This is a genomic window from Cupriavidus sp. U2, from assembly GCF_009663685.2.
GTDB classification, from domain to species: Bacteria; Pseudomonadota; Gammaproteobacteria; order Burkholderiales; family Burkholderiaceae; genus Cupriavidus; species Cupriavidus necator_C.
This window is the reverse complement of the sequence record NZ_RCOG02000002.1, coordinates 417,655-438,343: the sequence shown is the minus strand read 5'-3', so window position 1 is coordinate 438,343 and position 20,689 is coordinate 417,655. Positions and strand designations below refer to the sequence as shown.

The following is a 20,689-nucleotide window of genomic DNA, read 5'->3' as shown; positions in this document are numbered from 1 at the left end:
GCCGCCGTGGCGTTCCTGGGCGGCCCGTGGTCTAGTAGCCGCGCTGCAGGTCCACCACGCCGGCAATCGGCTTGCCTTGCGCCAGCAGGCGGATCTTGCCGGCGATCTGCGCGATGCTGTCCTCGCGCAGCGTCAGCGCGGAAATATGCGGCGTGATCGTGATGCGCGGCTCCTGCCAGTACGGATGGTCGGCCGGCAGCGGCTCGGTGCGGAACACATCCAGCGTGGCGCCTGCGATCTGCCCGTCCTGCACGGCCGCCAGCAGGTCGGCTTCCACCAGGTGCTGCCCACGCGCCACGTTGATCACGTAGGCGCCCCTGGCCAGCTTGTAGAGCAGGCCGGTGTCGATGATGTCCTCGGTGTCGGGCGTCAGCGGCAGCACGTTGACCAGCACCTTCAGGCCGTTCAGGAACGCCGCCTGGCCGTCCGCGCCGTGGAACGACTGCACGCCCTCGACCGTCCTGGCCGACCGGCTCCAGCCACGCACCGGGAAGCCGAAGCCGGCCAGCGTGCGCGCGATGTGCGAGCCCAGCGTGCCGATGCCCATCACGCCGATCGTGAAATCGGCGCGGCGGTGCGGCTTCAGGAATTTCCACGTACCGGCCTGTTCCTGCGCGGCGTAGGCATCGAGCTTGCGGAAGTAGCGCAGCACGGCGGCGGCCACGTATTCGCTCATCTGGGCGGCCATGCCGGCGTCGTCCAGGCGCACGATCGGCACGCCAGCGGGCAGCGCCTCGGGGTCGTTGTCGCGCAGGCGCAGGATGCCGTCCACGCCGGCGCCGAGATTGAAGACCGCCTTCAGGTCCGTGCGGCCGCGCAGCATTTCCAGCGGGGGGCGCCACACCACGGCGTAGTCCGCGCGCTGGCCCTGGCTTTCCTCCCAGGTCACGCATTGCGCTTCGGGCAACACTTCGGCAAAGCCCTCGATCCACGGCGCGTAGCGGCCATCCGGCACGTACAGCTGCAACTTCATCTCGACTCCATCGTTATACGGGTTAGGCCAACGATTATGCGCGCTTTCGGTTTCGCCGTCGGGCGGGTGTGCGATTACCGGCAGGAGGATGCGCGTCCCGGTGTTGCTCCCCTCTCCCATGCAATGCGAGCGGGGAGAGGGCATCGAGGCTCTGCTTGCCGACTTGTCGACATTTGCACCGCCGCGCCCTCTCCCCCGGCCCCTCTCCCGCCCGGCGGGAGAGGGGAGCAAACCGTCAGGCAGCAACGCCTGGACCGGCGGTTTCGCTCCCCTCTCCCATGCAATGGGAGAGGGGTTGGGGGAGAGGGTATCGAGGCTCTGCTTGCTGACTTGTCGACATTTGCTCCGCCGCGCCCTCTCCCCCGGCCCCTCTCCCCGCCAGGCGGGAGAGGGGAGCAAACCGTCAGGCAGCAGCGTCTTCCGCCTGTGCGAACGCCAGCAGCTGGGCGCCCTCGGTCACCTGTTCGCCCACGCCGTAGAGCACCTCGCTGACCACGCCGTCGGCCGGGGCGGCGATGGTGTGTTCCATCTTCATGGCCTCCATCACCAGCAGCGGCGTGCCGCGCGTGACCTTGCTACCGGGCTCCACCATCACGGCGATGACCTTGCCCGGCATTGGCGCGGTCAGCTTGCCGCCCTCGCCCTCGGCTTCCCCGGCGTGGGACAGCGGATCGAGCCACTCCAGCACCGTATGGCGGCCCGCGTGGAACACGTGGAAGGTGTCGCCCTCCAGGTGCACCTGGCCGTGCGTGCGGCGCGTGCCCAGATCCACACGGATGTCGTCGGCGTTGAAGGTGTAGGCGAACGGTGCGGCCTGGTCGGCGTAGATCAGCGTGCTGCGGCGCTGATCCGGTATCGCGCGCGCATCGCCCTTGAGTACCACTTCCAGCTTGTGGCCGGCGCCCTCGAAGTACAGCGTGCGCACGTCGCGCGCGTTCAGGCGCCAGCCGCCGGCGTGGGTCCATGGCGAGTGGCGGTCGGCCTCGTCCACGCGGCGCTCGCGCGTCTCGCGTTCGAGCAGCGCCGCCACGGCCAGTGCAATGGCCTCGATGCCGACCGACTTCTGCGGCGGGAACAGCACGGTCTGGTTGCGCTCGATCAGGCCCGTATCGAGATCGGCGGTACGGAAGGCCTCGGACTTGACCAGCCGCTGCAGGAAGGCCACGTTGGTGGACAGGCCCACCACGTGATAGTGGGCCAGCGCCTGCGCCATGCGCGACAGCGCCTCGTTGCGATCGCGGCCCCAGACGATCAGCTTGGCGATCATCGGGTCGTAGAACGGGCTGATGGTGTCGCCCTCGCGCACGCCGGCGTCGATCCGCACGCCGGCCGGGCCATGGGCGTCGCCGCCGCGCATGAACTGCACGGCCGGCGGCGTGCGCAGGAAGCGCAGCGTGCCCGTCGAAGGCAGGAAGCCCTTGTCCGGGTTCTCGGCGTAGATGCGCGCCTCCAGCGCGTGGCCGTCGATCTTCAGTTGGTCCTGCGACAGCGGCAGCGGCTCGCCGGCCGCCACGCGCAGCTGCCATTCGACGAGATCCTGGCCGGTGATCATCTCGGTGACCGGGTGTTCCACCTGCAGGCGCGTGTTCATCTCCATGAAGTAGAACGAACCGTCCTGGTTGGCGATGAACTCCACGGTGCCGGCGCCAACGTAGCCCACGGCGCGCGCGGCGGCCACGGCGGCTTCGCCCATCGCGCGGCGGCGCTCTTCGGTCATGCCGGGGGCCGGCGCTTCTTCGAGCACCTTCTGATGGCGGCGCTGCACCGAGCAGTCGCGCTCGAACAGGTAGACACAGTTGCCCTGCGTGTCGGCGAACACCTGGATTTCGATATGGCGCGGGCGCGTCAGGTATTTCTCGACCAGCACCTTGTCGTCGCCAAAGCTGGCCGACGCCTCGCGCTTGACCGACGCCAGCGCGGCCTCGAAGCCGTCACCGGCGTCCACCACGCGCATGCCCTTGCCACCGCCGCCGGCGCTGGCCTTGAGCAGCACCGGATAGCCGATGCGGTCGGCCTCGCGCCGCAGCAGCGCCGCATCCTGGTCTTCGCCGTGATAGCCGGGCACCAGCGGCACCGCGGCCTTTTCCATCAGCTGCTTGGCCGCGCTCTTGCTGCCCATCGCATGGATGGCATCCGCGGGCGGGCCGATGAACACCAGCCCGGCCTCGGCGCAGGCGCGCGCGAAATCCTCGTTCTCCGACAGGAAGCCATAGCCCGGGTGGATGGCCTGGGCGCCGGTCTCCTTCGCCATCTCGATGATGTGGTCCGCGCGCAGATAGCTGTCGCGCGCGGCCGCACCGCCGATATGCACGGCTTCGTCGCAGAACGCGACGTGACGCGCGTCGGCATCGGCGTCGGAATAGACGGCCACCGTACGAATGCCGAGCCGGCGGCACGTGGCCGCCACACGGCAGGCAATCTCGCCACGGTTGGCGATCAGGATCTTGTTGAACATGGCTCCTCCCTTTGTCTCCGGGTCAAGGCGAGCTAGGCTCCTTCGGATCGGCAGCTTGTCCGTCGCTTACCCCGCGTAACCTTCGGTGCGGATATCGAGACGTGCCAGCAGGGCGCGGTCGCGCTCGGCTTGCGGGTTGCCGGTCGTCAGCAGCTTCTCGCCATAGAAAATGGAATTGGCGCCGGCCATGAAGCACAGCGCCTGCAACGCTTCGTCCATGGCCTCGCGGCCGGCGGACAGGCGCACCATCGCGCGCGGCATCGTGATGCGTGCCACGGCGATCGTGCGTACGAACTCGAACGGGTCCAGGGCTTCGGTGCCCGCCAGCGGCGTGCCCTCCACCTGCACCAGGTTGTTGATGGGCACCGACTCGGGGTACGGGTCCATGTTGGCCAGCTGCGCGATCAGGCCGGCCCGCGCCTCGCGCGCTTCGCCCATGCCCACGATGCCGCCGCAGCAGACGTTGATGCCCGCATCGCGCACATGGCCGATGGTGTCCAGGCGGTCCTGGTACGTGCGCGTGGTGATGATCTTGCCGTAGAACTCGGGCGACGTATCGAGGTTGTGGTTGTAGTAGTCCAGGCCCGCGTCCTTCAGGCGCTGCGCCTGTTCGGCCTTGAGCATGCCCAGCGTCACGCAGGTTTCCAGGCCCATCGCCTTCACCTCGCGCACCATGTCGATGACGGGCTCCAGATGGCGGTCCTTCGGGCTGCGCCAGGCGGCGCCCATGCAGAAGCGCGTGGCGCCGTTGGCCTTGGCTGCCTTGGCGGCGTCGAGCACGGCTTCCAGGTCCATCAGCTTCTCGGCCGTCACGCCGGCGTCATGGTGCGCGCTCTGCGGGCAGTAGCCGCAATCTTCCTCGCAGCCGCCGGTCTTGATCGACAGCAGCGTGGACAGCTGGACCGTGTTGGCGTCGAAGTTCTCGCGATGCACCTGCTGCGCACGGAACAGCAGGTCGTTGAACGGCAGCGCAAACAGCGCGGCCACGTCGTCCACGCGCCAGGCGTCGCCCTCCCGGGGCGCGGCGGCGGCGATGTTGCGGGCCGACTGGCGCAGTGCTTCGGCGGAGATGGTGGCGACGGTTTGGGTTTCAGCGATTTGGGTCATGTTCTGGGAATACGTATTCGGTTTCACGATGCGCGGGTCACGCGTGACGCGGCGCGGCGAGGCTGGACGGTGCAACCGGCGGCATGCTGGCCAGCAGCGGCGCAAGGTCCAGATGTTGGGCGGCGACGGCCGGCGCCACCTGCCAGGGCAGTTCGCCCAGCATCGGGGCGTCCAGCGCGTCCTGCAGCGTGACGATGTTCTCGGTGGCCAGCAGCATGTCCGGGTCGATGCGGTTGGCGATCCAGCCGGCCAGCTTCAGGCCGCGTGCGCGCACCGCCTCGGCGGTAAGCATGGCGTGGCTGAGGCAGCCCAGCCGTACCCCCACCACCAGGATCACGGGCAGGTCCAGCATCACGGCCAGGTCGGCGGTATTCCACCGCACCGCGCCCACGTCCAGCGGCACGACAAAGCCGCCCACGCCCTCCACCACCACCGCATCGGCCTTGGTGCACAGCGAATCGAACGCGGCGCGGATCGGCCCGCGCGTGATGCGCTCGCCTTCCAGCGCGGCGGCCAGGTGCGGCGATGCCGGCGTGCGGAAGAAGAACGGGCACATCTCTTCCTGCGGCACGATTACCGAGCCCGCCGCGCGCAGCTGATCGACATCGTCGTTCTGCCAGCGGTCGTCGAGCCACTCGCCGCCGGCCGCCACGGGCTTCATGCCCACCGTGCTGTAGCCGGCCCCGTACAGGGCATGCAGCAGCGTGGCGGTGGCGTGGGTCTTGCCCACGCCGGTGTCGGTGCCGGTGACGAAGCAGGCAAAGCGTTCAGGCTTGTTGGCGATCATGCGGCCTCCTTGTGCCGGCGCGGCATGGCGCGCGCGATGGCGTCGAGCAGGCGCGTCACGTCGGCGGCCGTATGCGAGGCCGACAGCGTGATGCGCAGCCGTGCCGTGCCGGCCGGCACCGTGGGCGGCCGGATCGCGCCCACTCGGATGCCATCGGCTTCCAGCGCCGCCGACAGCGCCAGCGATGCGGCGTTGTCGCCGACGATCAGCGGCTGGATCGCGGTATCGCTGTCGCCCAGCGTCCAGCCGGCCTGCGCGGCCAGCGTCGCCAGCCCTTGGCGCAGTTGCGCGATCAGTCCGGCCAGGTGCGCGCGGCGGCTGCGTCCTTCGTCGCCGGCGATGATTTCCAGGCTGGTCAGCAGCGCGTGCGCCACGGCCGGCGGCGCGGCCGTCGTATAGATGTACGGGCGCGCCGTGTTGACCAGGTGTTCGATGACGGTCTCGTGCGCCGCCACGAAGGCACCCGCCACCCCGGCGGCCTTGCCCAGCGTGCCGATATAGATCAGCCGTTCCGAGCGCAGGCCCAGATGCTCCAGCACGCCGTGGCCGTTGTCGCCCAGCACGCCGAAGCCGTGCGCATCGTCGACGATGATCCAGGCGTCGTGGCGCTCGGCCAGTGCCAGCAGCGCGGCCAGCGGCGCGAGGTCGCCGTCCATGCTGAACACGCTGTCGGTGACGATCAGCTTCAGCCTGCTCTGGCTTGCCTGCAGCAGCGCATCGAGTGCCTGGGTGTCGCCGTGCGGATATCGCTGCACGTCGGCACGGGCCAGCCGCGCGCCATCGATCAGCGACGCATGGTTGAGCGTCTCGCAGAACAGCGTGGCCTCGGCCGTGCCCAGCGACGTCAGCACCGCCAGGTTGGCCATGTAGCCGGTGCAGAAGTACAGCGCCTGCGCCTGCGGGATATAGGGCGCCAGCCAGCGCGCCAGCGCGTGTTCCAGCTCGGCGTGCGCCAGCGAGTGGCCGCTGACCAGGTGCGAGGCGCCGCTGCCGGCGCCGTAGCGGTGCGCGCCCTCGGCCAGCGCGTGGGCGATCGACGCGTGATTGGCCAGGCCCAGGTAGTCGATGCTGCAGAAGGTCAGCAGCGGCGTGGGCGTGGCGCCGACGGCCCCGACCGACTGGTGCGGGGCGCAGGCCGTATGCGCGATGCGGCGGCGGCGCGTCAGCGACTGCGCTTCGCGCTCGGCGGCCGCGCGTTTCAGGTGCTCAAGCAGCATGGCGGGCCTCCTCGGCGGGTGCCAGCACTGCCTGCAGCGTGTCCAGCAGTTGCGTGCCGAGCCAGTTGGCCAGCGCGGCGTCGAACACATAGGGCGGCATCACGTACAGCGTGTTGCCGATGGGCCGCGCCAGCACGCCGCGTTCGCGCGCGGCCAGGTGGAAGCGCGCGGCAAAGTCGGTGCCGGCCGCCTCCGGCTCGATATCGGCGGCCCAGATCATGCCGCGCTGACGCACATGGGACACGCGGGCATCGGCGGCAATGCCGGCCATCGCGTCGGCCAGCCATTGCGCGCGCTCGCGGTTGCGGGCCAGCACGTCGTCGGCATCGAACAGGTCCAGCGTGGCCAGCGCGGCGCGGCAGGCCAGCGGATTGCCCGTGTACGAGTGCGAATGCAGGAAGCTGCGCGCGATGTCGTCGGCCACGAAGGCCCGCTGGATTTCCGGGCGCGACAGCACCAGCGACAGCGGCAGGTAGCCGCCCGTGATGCCCTTGGACAGGCACAGGAAGTCGGGCCAGGCATGCGCCGGAACCGGATCGCCGCCGCGGGCCTGCTCCCAGGCGAAGAACGTGCCGGTGCGGCCGCAGCCTACCGCGATCTCGTCGGCGATCAGGTGCACGCGGTAGCGGTCGCACAGCGCGCGGGCGCCTTCGAGGTACGACGGGTCGTACATCGCCATGCCGGCGGCGCCCTGCACCAGCGGCTCGACGATCAGCGCGGCGATCTGGCCGGCACGCTCGCGCAGCAGGGTTTCCAGTTCGGCCAGTGCACGCCGGGCCACGTCGGCGGCCGATTCGCCACGACCGGACTGCCGGGCATCGGGCGACATCACCACATGGGCGCGTCGCGTGAGCGGGTCGTAGGCGTCGCGGAAGATCTCCACGTCGGTCACGGCCAGCGCGCCCACGGTTTCGCCGTGGTAGCCGTGGCGCAGGCACACGAACTCGCGCTTGGCCGACAGGCCCGTGTTGCGCCAGTAGTGGAAGCTCATCTTGAGCGCGATTTCCACTGCGGATGCGCCATCGGACGCATAGAACGCATTGCCCAGCACGCCGCCGGTCAATGCTTCGAGCCGTTCGGCCAGTTCCACTGCCGGCGCGTGGGTGCAGCCGGCCAGCATCACGTGTTCCAGCGTGTTCAGCTGCGCGACCAGCGCGGCGTTGATCGCCGGGTTGGCGTGGCCGAACAGGTTGACCCACCACGAGCTGATGGCGTCGAAATAGCGACGGCCATCGGCATCGATCAGCCACGGCCCTTCGCCTCGGACGATGGCCAGCGGCGGCTCGTTGGCGGCCGCATCGGGGCGCAGGCGCGTACACGGATGCCAGACAGCACGCTGGCTGCGTGCCGCGAGCGTCATGTCATCGGCTGCTACGCCGGCGGGATTGGGGACAGGATGTGTCAAGGGGACCCTCCTTTGATTGCCAGGTCCGCCCATGCCGGCGCCGGTCACGGCAAGGCCGGGACGCGCTGGGGCTGCGGGCGGATTGGGGAGGCTCATGTTAGGAAGGTCCGTCTTGTCTTGGCAAACCAGGCACTGTCAGCGCGTTGGCATCAGGTTGAGCGACGTAGCGCGATGTTGCTGACCGCCGTGCCGCGCATGGCACCGGGAATCCTGCTTCTCGCGGGTAACGTCTGGTAAATGGGGGTTAAAAAAATGTGTGGCGGCCACTGTCTCTGCAAGCGTCTGATTGCTCCCCTCTCCCACTTGTGGGAGAGGGGTTGGGGGAGAGGGCGAGCCGCTCAAGATACGACGTCCGCCATTTGAACCGCCATGCCCTCTCCCCCGCCCCTCTCCCGCTCGCGGGAGAGGGGAGAACACCCTCAGTCGTTGGCACGCCCCCCCTACTGCGGCTTCCACGATGGGGCGCGTTTTTCCAGGAACGACCGTACGCCTTCGCGCCCTTCTTCCGACGCGCGGATGGCGGCGATCCGGTTGGCGGTGTCGGCCAGCAGGTCGCTGTCGATCTCGCGCCCCGCCACTTCCTGCACCAGTCGTTTGCTTTCGCGCACGGCGTTGGGGCTGTTGCCGGCCAGCGTGGCGGCAATCTCGGCCACTTTTTCGTCCAGGTCCTGCGGCGGCACCACCGCGTGCAGGAAGCCCAGGCGCAGCGCCTCGGCGGCATCGAACCGCTCGGCCGTGATGAAGTAGCGGCGCGCGGCCTGCTCGCCCATCGCGCGGATCACATACGGGCTGATCGTGGCCGGCAGCAGGCCCAGCTTCGCCTCGGACAGGCAGAAGTTGGCCGTGGCCGACGCCACCGCGATGTCGCAGGCGGCCACCAGGCCCATGCCGCCGGCGTAGGTGTCACCCTGCACGCGCGCGATCACCGGCTTGGGGCAGACCCAGACCGTGTGGAGCATCTGCGCCAGCGTCAGCGCATCGGCACGGTTCTCGTCGTCCGAGTAGCCGGCCATCTTCTTCATCCAGTTCAGGTCGGCGCCGGCGCAGAAGGCCGGGCCGTTGCCGGTCAGCACGATTGCGCGCACCTCGGGGGTGTCGCCCAGCGCCCGGAAGGCGCCGGTCAGTTCGGCGATGACCGTCTCGTTGAACGCATTGCGGACATCGGGCCGGTTCAGCGTGACCGTGGCGATATGGCGCTCGGCGGTCACTGAAAGCGTCGTGAATTGCATGTCTCCTCCGGGTTCTTCGATTGTCAGGATGTCTGGCCGGCGGTCTTCGACCTGGCAGGCTGGGTCTGTTCGGGTATTTCGTCGAACGGCAAACCCAGCTGCCGGAAGAACGCGTCCACCTCGGGCAGCCACACCGCCACGCCTGCGCGGTTGCTGAACAGGCGGTGCGAATCGCCGTCGAACTCGCCCACATCGACGAAGCGTGCATCCTTTGCCGCCCCGCTCGCGTTGGCCTTGTAGCTGTTGAACATGCGCTCGGGCAGCGGCCACGGCCAGTAGCTGTCGTTGTCGCCGTAGATCCACAGCGACGGATAATGCGCCCCGCGCCCGTAATCCCCAAACGCGTCGATCAGGTTGTTCTCCCAGCCCACGCAGTTGTCGTTGCGCAGGCCGCCCGCGAAATTGACCACGCCCACCACCCCGGGGTAGCCGATCGCCGACAGCGCCATGGTCGACAGCCCGCCATGCGACTGCCCGATGACGACGATGCGCGTGGCATCGACATAGGGCTGCTGCACCAGGTAATCCAGCGCGGCCACCACGTCCTCGGCCTGCATCATGCCGTTGCGGCGCACGTCGCAACTGCCGCCCACGTACTGGCCGCCCGACTTGGAAAACCCCTGCCGCATCGGCAGCGCCACCACATAGCCACGCCGCACGAACTCGGCGGTCTGCGCCGCAAAGCGCGCACGGCCCTGGAACGCGGGCTTGCCCGGCGCCTTGCCGTGGTTGATCACCACCATCGGAAACGGACCTTCGCCGGCCGGCCGGAAGATCGTGGTTTCCAGGTCGACGGTGGCGTCCATTCCCACCTTCGGCACCATCACCACCTGCTCGACCGACTGCGCCGGCATCGCCACCTGCGCGATGGCCGGGCCGCACCCGACGGTGAAGGCCAGCGCGGCCAGCGCAACCATTGCGCGGCAGGTGGTGGGGGCAACTCGGGACATGACAACAACCAACCTTCCAGAAAAAAAACCGATCAGCCAACAAGAAACTACATGCGAAACACGCCGAACTTCATGTCGCCGATCGGCGCATTGAGGCTGGCGGAAAGACCAAGGCCCAGCACGGTGCGCGTCTGCGCCGGGTCGATGACGCCATCGTCCCAGAGCCGCGCGCTGGCGTAGTACGGATGCCCCTGGCGCTCGTACTGGTCGCGGATCGGCGCCTTGAACGCTTCTTCGTCGTCGGCGCTCCACTGACCGCCTTTCGCTTCGATACCGTCGCGGCGCACCGTGGCCAGCACGCTGGCCGCCTGCTCGCCGCCCATCACCGAGATGCGCGCGTTCGGCCACATCCACAGGAAGCGCGGCGAATAGGCGCGGCCGCACATGCCGTAGTTGCCGGCGCCGAACGAGCCGCCGATGATGACCGTGAACTTGGGCACCTGGGCGGTGGCCACGGCCGTCACCATCTTGGCGCCGTTGCGCGCGATGCCTTCGTTCTCGTACTTGCGGCCTACCATGAAGCCTGTGATGTTCTGCAGGAACACCAGCGGGATCTTGCGCTGGCAGCACAGTTCGATGAAGTGCGCGCCCTTGAGCGCCGACTCCGAGAACAGGATGCCGTTGTTGGCGATGATGCCCACCGGGTAGCCCCAGATCCGCGCGAAGCCACAGACCAGCGTGGTGCCGTAGCGCGCCTTGAATTCGTCGAATTCCGATGCATCGACGATGCGCGCGATGACCTCGCGCACGTCATAGGGCTTGCGCGTGTCGGTGGGGATCACGCCATAGAGTTCTTCCACCGGGTACAGCGGCTCCTGGGGCGCGTGCAGGCGGATCTGGTCCGGCTTGCGGCGGTTCAGGTGCTGCACGATATTGCGGGCCAGGCTCAGCGCATGGTGGTCGTTCTGCGCAAAGTAGTCGGCCACGCCGGACAGCCGCGTATGCACGTCGGCACCGCCCAGGTCTTCGGCGCTGACTTCCTCGCCCGTGGCGGCCTTCACCAGCGGCGGGCCGCCCAGGAAGATCGTGCCCTGGTTCTTCACGATGATCGACTCGTCGCTCATCGCCGGCACGTAGGCGCCGCCGGCCGTGCACGAGCCCATCACCACGGCGATCTGGGGAATGCCCTTGGCTGACAGGTTCGCCTGGTTGTAGAAGATGCGGCCGAAGTGGTCGCGGTCGGGAAACACGTCGTCCTGGTTCGGCAGGTTCGCGCCGCCGGAGTCCACCAGGTAGATGCACGGCAGGTTGTTCTGCTCGGCGATCTCCTGCGCCCGCACGTGCTTCTTGACCGTCATCGGGTAGTAGGTGCCGCCCTTGACCGTGGCGTCGTTGCAGACGATCACGCATTCCTGGCCGGCCACGCGGCCGATGCCGGTGATGACGCCCGCGCCCGGAGCGGCATTGTCGTACATGTCGTACGCGGCCAGTTGCGACAGCTCCAGGAACGGCGTGCCCGGATCGAGCAGTTGCTGCACGCGGTCGCGCGGCAGCAGCTTGCCACGGCCCAGGTGCTTGGCGCGGGCATCCTCGCCGCCGCCTTCGGCCAGCTTGGCGATCTTCTGCCTGAGGTCGGCCACCAGCGCCTGCATGGCCTCGGCATTGGCCTTGAACGATTCCGAGCGTGCGTTCAGTTTGGTTTCCAGCGTGGGCATGTCTCTTCCTGTGTTCTCTTGCTTGTCGTGCCGGTTCAGCCGGTAACGTGCGCCGCGCGGGCGCCGCACGTCATTCGTTTCCTTCCTGTTCCTTCAGGTCGCCATCCACGTAGAGCCAGCGGGCCGGGGTGCCGGGCTCGCGCGGCTCGAAGACGAAGCGGCTCAGCTCTTCCAGCCGGTGCGCGCGCCCGCCCACCTTGTAGCGCGCCACGAAGGCCACCGTGGCGTGCGTGTCGTCCTGCTGCGCGTGGGACTTCACCGTCAGCCCGAGCCAGCGCGTGCCGGCATCGGCCGACAGGTCCTGCGGACACGTCGACACATGCCAGGTCTGGCGCAGCCAGCTTTCGTCGCCCAGCACATAGGCGCTGTAGCGCGAGCGCATCAGCGCCTCGGCCGTGGGCGGCACCGCCTCGCCGCGATGAAAGCGGCCACAGCATGTGGCGTAGGCGCCATTGCCGCAGGGGCAAGGCTCGACGCCGGCACCGGACTGGCGCTTCCTTGTCATGCGATCAGCTCCGGCAGGTCGCGCATGTCGGTGAAGATGGTCTTTACGCCCGCCGCCCGGAGTTCGTCGGCGTCGGTGCGCGCGGCATAGCCGAACACGGTCATGCCCGCCGCCACGCCGGCGGTGGCGCCGGTGGGGCTGTCTTCCACCACGGCGCAGCGCGACGGTTCCACGCCCATCGTGCGTGCGGCCAGCAGGTAGACGTCCGGCGCGGGCTTGCTGTGCTCGACTTCGGTGGCCGAGAAGATGTGCTCGCGCTGGTCCCGCGGATCGACGAACAGCCCCAGCAGGTCGGTATGCGTCAGCTGGAGCTTGACCTTGATGCGGTCCGCGCCCGATGCCACGCACACCGGCAGGCCGCTTGCCTTGATCGCCTCGATCGTCTGGCGGATATGCGGCACCGCTTCCAGTTCCTCGATCAGCGCGGCATCGCGCCGCACGAACCATTCGGACAGGAAGTTGCGCGGCAGCGGCTTGCCGAGCCGCGCCTCGATATTGCCCAGCTCGTCGCGCACCGCGCGGCCGAGGAACCACTTCATCGATTCCTCCAGCGTGATCTCGATGCCAAGCTCGTTGAGCACGCGGTTCAGCACGCGATGGACGATCGGCTCGCTGTCGACGAGCACGCCGTCACAGTCGAAGATCACGCAATCGAAGCGTGCGGCCTGGTTTGCTGCGGTCATGCGGGTTTCTTTTCCTTGTTGAGTTCGTTGCCGCCGACGGCGCGCAGTTCGGTCTGCCGCCGGCTTTTCAGGTGGGCCTCGATCTGATCGAAACGGTCGAAGCCCCAGAACGGTTCGCCGTCGATGATCACGAACGGCGAGCCAAACACGCCCTTGGCCATCGCCACGTCGATCTCCGCCTTGAGCTGGTCCTTGATCGGGTAGCTCGTGGCGCCTTCGTTCATCGCCACCGGATCGACGCCCAGCGCATCGGCCAGCTTTGCCAGTTCGGCCGGCTCCGCGATGTTCAGGTCGTCGACGAACAGCGCACGGTACACCGCCTTGGCAAAGGCGGCCGCCAGGTCGGCGCCGTGGTGGTTCTGCAGCCACAGCATGGCGCGGGCGGCGTGCTGCGTCGGCAGCGGGAAGTGCGTCGGGCGCTTGTACTCGATGCCGTGGAACTGCGCGGTGCGCTCGAAATCGCGCCAGCAGTACTCGCCCTTGAGCGGAATCGACGGCAGCGGCGACGAGCCGGTGGTCTTGAACACCACGCCCAGCAGCACCGGATGCCACATCACGCCCCGGCCATACTTCTGGGCCAGTTCGTCGATGCGGGTGCTGGCGAAATAGCCGTAGGGCGAGGAAAAGTCGAAGTAGAAATCGATCGGTGCGGTCATCGCAGGTGGCTCCGGTTCAGGGGGCGACGGTTTGGGGGGAACGGCTGGTCTGTCATCCAAGCGCGCGGGCGATCAGGATCTTCTGGATGTCGCTGGTGCCTTCGTAGATCTGGCACACCCGCACATCCCGATAGATCCGTTCGACCGGGAAATCGTTCACATAGCCGTAGCCGCCGAACACCTGGATGGCGTCCGAGCAGACACGCTCGGCCATTTCACTGGCGAACAGCTTGGCCATGGCGGCCTCCTTCAGGCAGGGCCGGCCGGCGTCCTTGAGCGATGCCGCGTGCCACACCATCTGCCGTGCCACGTCGATCCGGGTGGCCATGTCGGCCAGGCGGAACTGCACGGCCTGGTGCTGGAACAGCGGCTGGCCGAAGCTCTCGCGCTCCTTCGCATAGGCCAGCGCGGCGTCGAACGCGGCGCGCGCCATGCCGATGCTCTGCGACGCGATGCCGATACGGCCGCCTTCCAGCCCCGACAGCGCCATCTTGTAGCCGGCGCCTTCCTCGCCCAGCAGGCAGTCGGCCGGAATGCGGCAGTCCTCGAACAAGATCTGCGCCGTATCGGACGAATGCTGTCCGAGCTTGTCTTCCAGACGGGCGACGATGTAGCCCGGCGTGCTGGTCGGCACCAGGAAGGCGCTGATGCCGCGCTTGCCGGCCGCCTTGTCGGTGACGGCCATCACGATCGCGACGTCGGCATGCTTGCCGCTGGTGATGAACTGCTTCACGCCGTTCAGCACGTAGTGATCGCCATCGCGCGTGGCCGTGGTGCGCAGCGCCGAGGCATCGGAGCCCACATGCGGCTCGGTCAGGCAGAACGCGCCCAGCATCTCGCCACGGGCCAGCGGCACCAGCCAACGCTGCTTCTGCGCGTCGTTGGCGAAGGCCATCAGCATGCTGCAGACCGGGCAGTTGTTGACGCTGATGACGGTGGACGTGCCGCCGTCGCCGGCCGCGATCTCTTCCAGGATCAGCGCCAGCGACAGGTAGTCGAGCCCCGCGCCGCCCAGTTCCTCGGGCACCGCCACGCCGTAGGCGCCCAGGCGGGCCAGTTCCTTGTGCACATCCTTGGGGAAGGTCTTGTCGCGGTCCCACTGGGCGGCCTGGGGCGCGATGACTTCCTGCGCGAACTGCCGCACGGCGTCGCGGATCATTTCCTGCTCGGGGGTCAGCAGCATGAGCGTCGGTCCTTACCAGGGGATGGTCGTGCCATCGTAGTTGTGGAAGCTGCCGTTGTCGTTGTGCGTCAGGCCAGCCAGCGTGCGGCGCATGCCGGCCACGCTCTGCTGCGGGGTCAGGTCGGCGTTCGGGCCGCCCATGTCGGTCTGCACCCAGCCCGGATGCAGCGCCACGCAGATCGCGTGGCGGGCGTCCAGCGACACGCCCTTGAGCACCGCGTTGGCCGCCGCCTTGCTGACGCGGTACATCCACGCGCCGTTGCTGTCCATGCCGCCGATACTGCCCATCTTCGACGACAGGACGGCCAGCACGCCGCCCCGGCCATGGTTGCCGGTCTCGACGAACGGCAGCAGCAGCGGCAGCGCCATCATCGGACCCAGCACGTTGGTGTGCATCACGGCGTCGAACTCCGGCTGTGCGATGGGCTGCGCGCCCTCGGTGCGCGGGCCGATCACGCCAGCGTTGTAGATCGCCACGTCGAACGACTCGCCATCGAGCTTCCAGCCCAGCCCCGCCACCGCGCCGGCGTTGGTCAGGTCAAGCTGGTGGGCTTCGGCGCCCAGCGCCTTGAGCGCCGCCACGCCGTCGGCACTGCGCGCGGCAGCCACCACGCGCCAGCCATCGGCACGGTACTGCCGGACGAATTCAAGGCCGAGACCCCGGGAAGCACCAAGGATGAGCGCGGCAGGCATGGCGAGACTCCTTCTCGTTGTCGTTTGCTGTGGCGTGTGTCGCTCAGACGATTTCGATGCCGACGGCCGTGGCTTCGCCCCCGCCGATGCACAGGCTGGCCACGCCGCGCTTGCCGCCAGTCTTGCGCAGCGCGCCGATCAGCGTGGTCATGATGCGCGCGCCGGAGGCGCCGATCGGATGGCCCAATGCGCAGGCCCCGCCATGGATATTGACCTTGTCATGCGGAATCTTGAGGTCGTGCATGGCAGCCATCGGTACGACGGCGAACGCTTCGTTGATCTCGAACAGGTCCACGCTGTCGGTGGTCCAGTCGAGCTTGCGGTACAGCTTGGCGATGGCCTCCACCGGCGCGGTCGTGAACCAGCCCGGCGCCTGTGCGTGCGACGTATGGCCCAGCATGCGCGCGACCGGCACCAGGCCCAGCCGCTTCGCGGTGGATTCGCGCATCATCACCAGCGCGGCGGCGCCATCGTTGATCGACGACGACGAGGCGGCGGTGATCGTGCCGTCTTTGGCAAAGGCCGGCTTCAGCGACGGAATCTTGTCCACCTTGATGCGGCGCGGGCCTTCGTCGGTATCGACGACCGTGTCGCCGCCCTTGCCCGACACCGTGACCGGGGTGATCTCCCAGCGGAAATCGCCGCCCTCGGTGGCACGCTGTGCGCGGCGCACCGATTCCATCGCGAAGGCATCCTGCTGCTCGCGCGTGAACTGGTACTTGGCGGCACAGTCCTCGCCGAAGGTACCCATGGCGCGGCCCTTGTCGTAGGCGTCTTCGAGCCCGTCCAGCATCATGTGGTCGTAGATCATGCCGTGGCCGATGCGATAGCCGCCCCGGCCCTTCGGAATCAGGTACGGCGCGTTGGTCATGCTTTCCATGCCGCCGGCCACGGCGATGTCGAACGAGCCGGCCAGCAGGCCGTCGTAGACCGACATGGCCGCGCGCATGCCCGAGCCGCACATCTTGTTGACCGTGGTACAGGCGACGTCCAGCGGCAGACCCGCGCCCAGCGCGGCCTGGCGGGCCGGCGCCTGCCCCTGCCCGGCCGGCAGCACGCAGCCGAACACCACTTCCTGCACCTGCTTCGGCTTGATGCCGGCCCGCTCCACCGCCGCGCGGATGGCGGCGGCGCCAAGCTGCGGCGCGGTCAGACTGCTCAGTTCGCTCTGGAACGCACCCATCGGGGTGCGCGCCGCGGAAACGATGACGATCGGGTCGTTCGGGTGTTGCATGTCTGTGTCTCCTCGAAGCAGGTGGGCTTCAGTCGTAGTGATTCAGCGAATCGATGCTTGTGGCGGATCGCCGTATTGCTGCAGGGCCGCGGCAATCTGCGTCTGCAGTTCCTCGTTGCTGCTGGCGGCCATGCCCAGGTCGCGCAGCAGGCCGTCGGACACGCCGTAGATCCAGCCGTGCACCGTCACCTGCTGGCCCCGGTCCCAGGCGTCCTGCAGCACGGTGGTCTGGCAGATGTTGTTGACCTGCTCGATCACGTTCAGCTCGCACAGGCGCGTGTGGGCGTCGTCCTCGCGCAGCACGGTGCCCAGGTAGGCCGAATGCTTGTCGGCCACGTCCTGCACGTGGCGCAGCCAGTTGTCGCACAGGCCCACGCGCTCGCGCTTGAGCGCCACCTTCACGCCGCCGCAGCCATAGTGGCCCACCACGGTGATGTGGCGCACCTTCAGCACTTCCACGGCGAACTGGATCACCGACAGCGCGTTCAGATCGCTGTGCGAGATCACATTGGCGATATTGCGATGTACGAACACCTCGCCCGGTGCCAGGCCCAGGATCTGATTGGCGGGCACGCGCGAATCGGAGCAGCCGATCCACAGGTATTCGGGCGCCTGCTGGTTGGCCAGACGCGTGAAGAATGTGGGGTCTTCCGCGTTGACCCGATCTACCCACTCGCGATTGTTGCGGAACAATTGGGCGATGGCATCACTCATGCTGCCCTCCTTGCGTCGTCGGTTGGTGCTGCGCCGTAGCGATGGATGAAGCGTTCTTGTTGTGGATAGGCAAAGAAGTCATGTACATGGCCGGCCAGCAGCCGGTCCTTGTGTTGCTGCCACATGGCAGCGTCAAAGAAGTCGGAATGGTGCCGCAGGAACGCGGCCCGCACGCGCGGGTCCCCAAGCAGGAACGTGCGATAGGTCTCCGGGAAGATGTCGTGCGGATGTACGGTGTACCACACCTCGCCGGACATTTCCTCTTCCTCGTTGCGCGGCTCGGGCACGCGGCGGATGTTGCAGTCGGTCAGGTACTCGATTTCGTCGTAGTCGTAGAACACCACGCGGCCGTGCCGGGTGACGCCGAAGTTCTTGTAAAGCATGTCGCCCGGGAAGATGTTTGCGGCGATCAGCTCCTTGATGGCGTCGCCATATTCCCGGATGCCGTGGTCCACCTGGGCGTCGGTGCCTTCCTGCAGCCAGATGTTCAGCGGGGTCATGCGCCGTTCGATGTACAGGTGGCGCACCACGATTTCTTCGCTGCCGTCGCTGCTGCGCTGGTATTCGAGCATCGACGGCACGTGCCGGGTCAGCTCGCGCAGCAGCGCATCGTCAAAGCGCGACAGCGGGAACGCCACGTTCGAGTATTCGAGCGTATCGGCCATGCGGCCCACGCGGTCGTGCTGCTTCACGAGCTGGTACTTCGATTTCACGAGCGCGCGCGTGGTTTCCTTGGGCGGCGGAAATGCATCGCGGATCACCTTGAACACATAGGGGAACGACGGCAGCGTGAACACCAGCATCACCAGCCCCTGGATGCCGGGCGCCACGACGAACTTGTCCGACGAATGCTGCAGATGGTGGAGGAAGTCGCGGTAGAACAGGTTCTTGCCCTGCTTCTGCAGGCCCAGCGACGTGTAGATCTCGGCGCGCGACTTGCGCGGCAGCAGGTCGCCCAGGAAGGTCACGTAGGCCGACGGGATTTCCATGTCGACCAGGAAATAGGCATGCGCGAACGAGAACAGCACCAGCAGCTGTTCCGGGCGCAGCAGCACGGTGTCGAGGACCAGCTTGCCGGACGGCCCGTGGATCACCGGAATCGCCATCGGATAGGTCTGGTCGCCGTTCAGCACCCGGCCGATGATGAACGCGGTCTTGTTGCGGAAGAACAGCGACGACAGCGTATGCACCTGGAAATTGGGCGCCACGCGGAATTCGCCCGCATGCTCGTCGAGCGCGCGCAGGACATAGCCGACGTCGCGCTTCAGGTCCTCGAACGGCGTATCGAGCTGGAAATTGTGGACGATCCGCTCGAAGCAGGCGGCCATGCCCTCGCGGCTGCCCGGGTAGTAGGCCCGGTAGGTCGGCCGGGTGGGCGACTCCTCATTCTCGATGTACTCGGTCGAAACGGCCGGACGCACGAAGATGAAGTCATTGTTGAAGTACGACCGATGAAGGATGCGCGTGCAGACCGAGTTGAAAAACGTCTCGGCCAGTTCGGGCTGGTGGTGGTTGGTCAGCAGGCCGATGTAGTGCAGCTTGATCTGCTGCCAGATATCGTCGTCGAGCTGCTCGGCGTCGTATTCGTCCTGCAGCGTCACCACGGCCTCGTGCACCCGGTCGTTGTAGAACGCGATGCGGTCGCGCTGCAGCGCCTGCAGGCCGTGCCAGTCGCGGGCCTCGAAACGCGCCTTGGCCGTGACGCCGGCCTCGCGGAACAGCCGGTAGTGCTTGTCGAATCCGTCGAGCAGGGTCCGCGCCACATCGTAGGCAATCTGCGAGGCGAGCAGCTTCGGGAAGTGGGACATGACGCGAAGTTTCCGGACGGGCGCGAGAGACGGCTGGCAGTCGAAATTGTAACGGCGTTCGGGAGCGACCCCCGGGGGACATCCACGAACGCCTTTTGAGGCACTTTCTGCTTTTTTCCTCCGTTTACATCGTCTCCGCGAACAATTCGCGGCCAATCAGCATGCGGCGGATTTCCGATGTACCCGCGCCGATCTCGTACAGCTTGGCATCGCGCCACAGGCGGCCCACCGGATATTCGTTGATATAGCCGTTGCCGCCCAGGATCTGTACCGATTCGCCAGCCATCCAGGTCGCCTTCTCGGCCGTGTACAGGATGACGGCCGCGCAGTCCTTGCGCACCTGGCGCACGTGGTCGGTGCCCAGGGCGTCCAGGTTCTTGCCCACCGTGTACAGGTAGCTACGGGCGGCCTGCAGCGTCGTGTACATGTCGGCCACCTTGCCCTGGATCAGCTGGAATTCGCCGATGCTCTGGCCGAACTGCTTGCGGTCGTGGATATACGGCGTGACCACGTCCATGCAGGCCTGCATGATGCCGACCGGCCCGCCCGACAGCACGGCGCGCTCGTAGTCCAGCCCGCTCATCAGCACCTTGGCGCCGCCGTTTTCGGCCCCCAGGATGTTCTCCACCGGCACCTCCACGTCCTGGAACACCAGTTCGCCGGTGTGCGACCCGCGCATGCCGAGCTTGTCGAGCTTCTGCGCCACCGAGAACCCCTTCATGCCCTTTTCGACGATGAAGGCGGTCATGCCGCGCGCGCCCAGGTCGGGTTCGGTCTTGGCGTACACCACCAGCACATCGCAGTCCGGGCCGTTGGTGATCCACATCTTGGTGCCGTTCAGCACGAAGCGGTCGCCCTTGAAGTCGGCGCGCAGCTTCATGCTGACCACGTCGGACCCGGCGTTGGGCTCGCTCATGGCCAGCGCGCCAATCCATTCGCCAGACACCAGCCTGGGCAGGTACTTTGCCTTCTGCGCGGCCGTGCCATTGCGGTGGATCTGGTTCACGCACAGGTTCGAGTGGGCGCCGTACGACAGGCCCACCGATGCCGACGCGCGGCTGATTTCCTCCATCGCGATCATGTGGGCCAGGTAGCCCATGTTGGCACCGCCGTACTCCTCGGCCACGGTGATGCCCAGCACGCCCAGGTCGCCCATCTTCTTCCAGGCGTCCATGGGAAACTGGTCGGTCCGGTCGATCTCGCCAGCGCGCGGCGCCAGTTCGGCCTGGGCCCAGCTACGCACCGATTCGCGCAGCATTTCGATGTCTTCGCCAAGGTCGAATTTGAGGCCGGGAAGTTCGGTCATGGTGTGGTCTCCTGGTTCTGTCGCTGGTTCTGTCTCTGTCGCCGGTTCTGTCGCCAGTGCGGTCGCGGTCGGCGCAGGGTTGGTATCGGGATGTCGGGAGCTATTTTATTGACGTTTACGTAAACGTCA

General features: G+C 67.5%; 18 protein-coding genes. All 18 read right to left on the bottom strand.

Going from position 1 to position 20,689, the window contains the following annotated elements; genetic code table 11:
- Window positions 1-31 precede the first annotated feature (31 nt).
- Window positions 32-973, bottom strand: coding sequence for a 2-hydroxyacid dehydrogenase (locus tag D9X30_RS03525; RefSeq protein WP_153946129.1), 942 nt, complete (start codon window positions 971-973; stop codon window positions 32-34).
- Window positions 974-1,376: 403 nt separating this feature from the next.
- The gene (locus D9X30_RS03520) at window positions 1,377-3,428 is read right to left on the bottom strand and encodes an acetyl/propionyl/methylcrotonyl-CoA carboxylase subunit alpha (protein WP_153946130.1); all 2,052 of its coding nucleotides are present in this window, start codon (window positions 3,426-3,428) and stop codon (window positions 1,377-1,379) included.
- 66 nt (window positions 3,429-3,494) lie between these two features.
- Window positions 3,495-4,535 carry a biotin synthase BioB gene (gene bioB, locus D9X30_RS03515; protein ID WP_153946131.1) on the bottom strand — a complete coding sequence of 347 codons (1,041 nt, stop codon included), beginning with the start codon at window positions 4,533-4,535 and terminating at the stop codon, window positions 3,495-3,497.
- Window positions 4,536-4,572: 37 nt separating this feature from the next.
- Window positions 4,573-5,322 (bottom strand): dethiobiotin synthase, encoded by a 750-nt coding sequence (gene bioD, locus D9X30_RS03510; protein ID WP_153946132.1) that lies wholly within the window; start codon window positions 5,320-5,322, stop codon window positions 4,573-4,575.
- Window positions 5,319-6,539, bottom strand: a complete 1,221-nt coding sequence (gene bioF / locus D9X30_RS03505; protein ID WP_153946133.1) for an 8-amino-7-oxononanoate synthase — start codon at window positions 6,537-6,539, stop codon at window positions 5,319-5,321. The genes bioD and bioF overlap by 4 nt, the downstream gene beginning before the upstream one ends.
- On the bottom strand, window positions 6,529-7,899 hold the full coding sequence (bioA, locus tag D9X30_RS03500) for an adenosylmethionine--8-amino-7-oxononanoate transaminase (protein WP_502799607.1): 1,371 nt from the start codon (window positions 7,897-7,899) through the stop codon (window positions 6,529-6,531). The genes bioF and bioA overlap by 11 nt, the downstream gene beginning before the upstream one ends.
- Before the next feature lie 485 nt (window positions 7,900-8,384).
- Window positions 8,385-9,173 (bottom strand): enoyl-CoA hydratase/isomerase family protein, encoded by a 789-nt coding sequence (locus D9X30_RS03495; protein WP_153946135.1) that lies wholly within the window; start codon window positions 9,171-9,173, stop codon window positions 8,385-8,387.
- Between the two features lie 23 nt (window positions 9,174-9,196).
- Window positions 9,197-10,090: a dienelactone hydrolase family protein gene (locus tag D9X30_RS03490; protein WP_153946444.1), complete on the bottom strand. Its 894-nt coding sequence runs from the start codon at window positions 10,088-10,090 to the stop codon at window positions 9,197-9,199.
- A gap of 80 nt (window positions 10,091-10,170) precedes the next feature.
- The gene (locus D9X30_RS03485) at window positions 10,171-11,778 is read right to left on the bottom strand and encodes a carboxyl transferase domain-containing protein (RefSeq protein ID WP_153946136.1); all 1,608 of its coding nucleotides are present in this window, start codon (window positions 11,776-11,778) and stop codon (window positions 10,171-10,173) included.
- A gap of 70 nt (window positions 11,779-11,848) precedes the next feature.
- Window positions 11,849-12,283: a YchJ family protein gene (locus D9X30_RS03480; protein WP_153946137.1), complete on the bottom strand. Its 435-nt coding sequence runs from the start codon at window positions 12,281-12,283 to the stop codon at window positions 11,849-11,851.
- Complete coding sequence (locus D9X30_RS03475; RefSeq protein WP_153946138.1) at window positions 12,280-12,966, bottom strand: HAD family hydrolase; 687 nt, start codon at window positions 12,964-12,966, stop codon at window positions 12,280-12,282. The genes D9X30_RS03480 and D9X30_RS03475 overlap by 4 nt, the downstream gene beginning before the upstream one ends.
- On the bottom strand, window positions 12,963-13,622 hold the full coding sequence (locus D9X30_RS03470) for a 2-hydroxychromene-2-carboxylate isomerase (protein ID WP_153946139.1): 660 nt from the start codon (window positions 13,620-13,622) through the stop codon (window positions 12,963-12,965). The genes D9X30_RS03475 and D9X30_RS03470 overlap by 4 nt, the downstream gene beginning before the upstream one ends.
- Window positions 13,623-13,674: 52 nt before the next feature.
- Window positions 13,675-14,805, bottom strand: coding sequence for an acyl-CoA dehydrogenase family protein (locus D9X30_RS03465; protein WP_153946140.1), 1,131 nt, complete (start codon window positions 14,803-14,805; stop codon window positions 13,675-13,677).
- A gap of 12 nt (window positions 14,806-14,817) precedes the next feature.
- Window positions 14,818-15,498, bottom strand: a complete 681-nt coding sequence (locus D9X30_RS03460) for an SDR family oxidoreductase (RefSeq protein WP_153946141.1) — start codon at window positions 15,496-15,498, stop codon at window positions 14,818-14,820.
- Window positions 15,499-15,541: 43 nt separating this feature from the next.
- Window positions 15,542-16,732: an acetyl-CoA C-acetyltransferase gene (locus D9X30_RS03455; RefSeq protein WP_153946142.1), complete on the bottom strand. Its 1,191-nt coding sequence runs from the start codon at window positions 16,730-16,732 to the stop codon at window positions 15,542-15,544.
- 42 nt (window positions 16,733-16,774) lie between these two features.
- A complete protein-coding gene (gene can / locus D9X30_RS03450; protein WP_092600310.1) occupies window positions 16,775-17,446 on the bottom strand; it encodes a carbonate dehydratase in 672 nt (223 codons plus the stop codon).
- Entirely contained in the window at window positions 17,443-19,254 is a 1,812-nt protein-coding gene (gene aceK, locus D9X30_RS03445) for a bifunctional isocitrate dehydrogenase kinase/phosphatase (protein WP_153946143.1), read from the bottom strand. Before aceK ends, can begins: the two co-directional genes overlap by 4 nt.
- Window positions 19,255-19,378: 124 nt before the next feature.
- Window positions 19,379-20,560, bottom strand: coding sequence for an isovaleryl-CoA dehydrogenase (locus tag D9X30_RS03440; protein ID WP_153946144.1), 1,182 nt, complete (start codon window positions 20,558-20,560; stop codon window positions 19,379-19,381).
- Window positions 20,561-20,689: the final 129 nt, after the last annotated feature.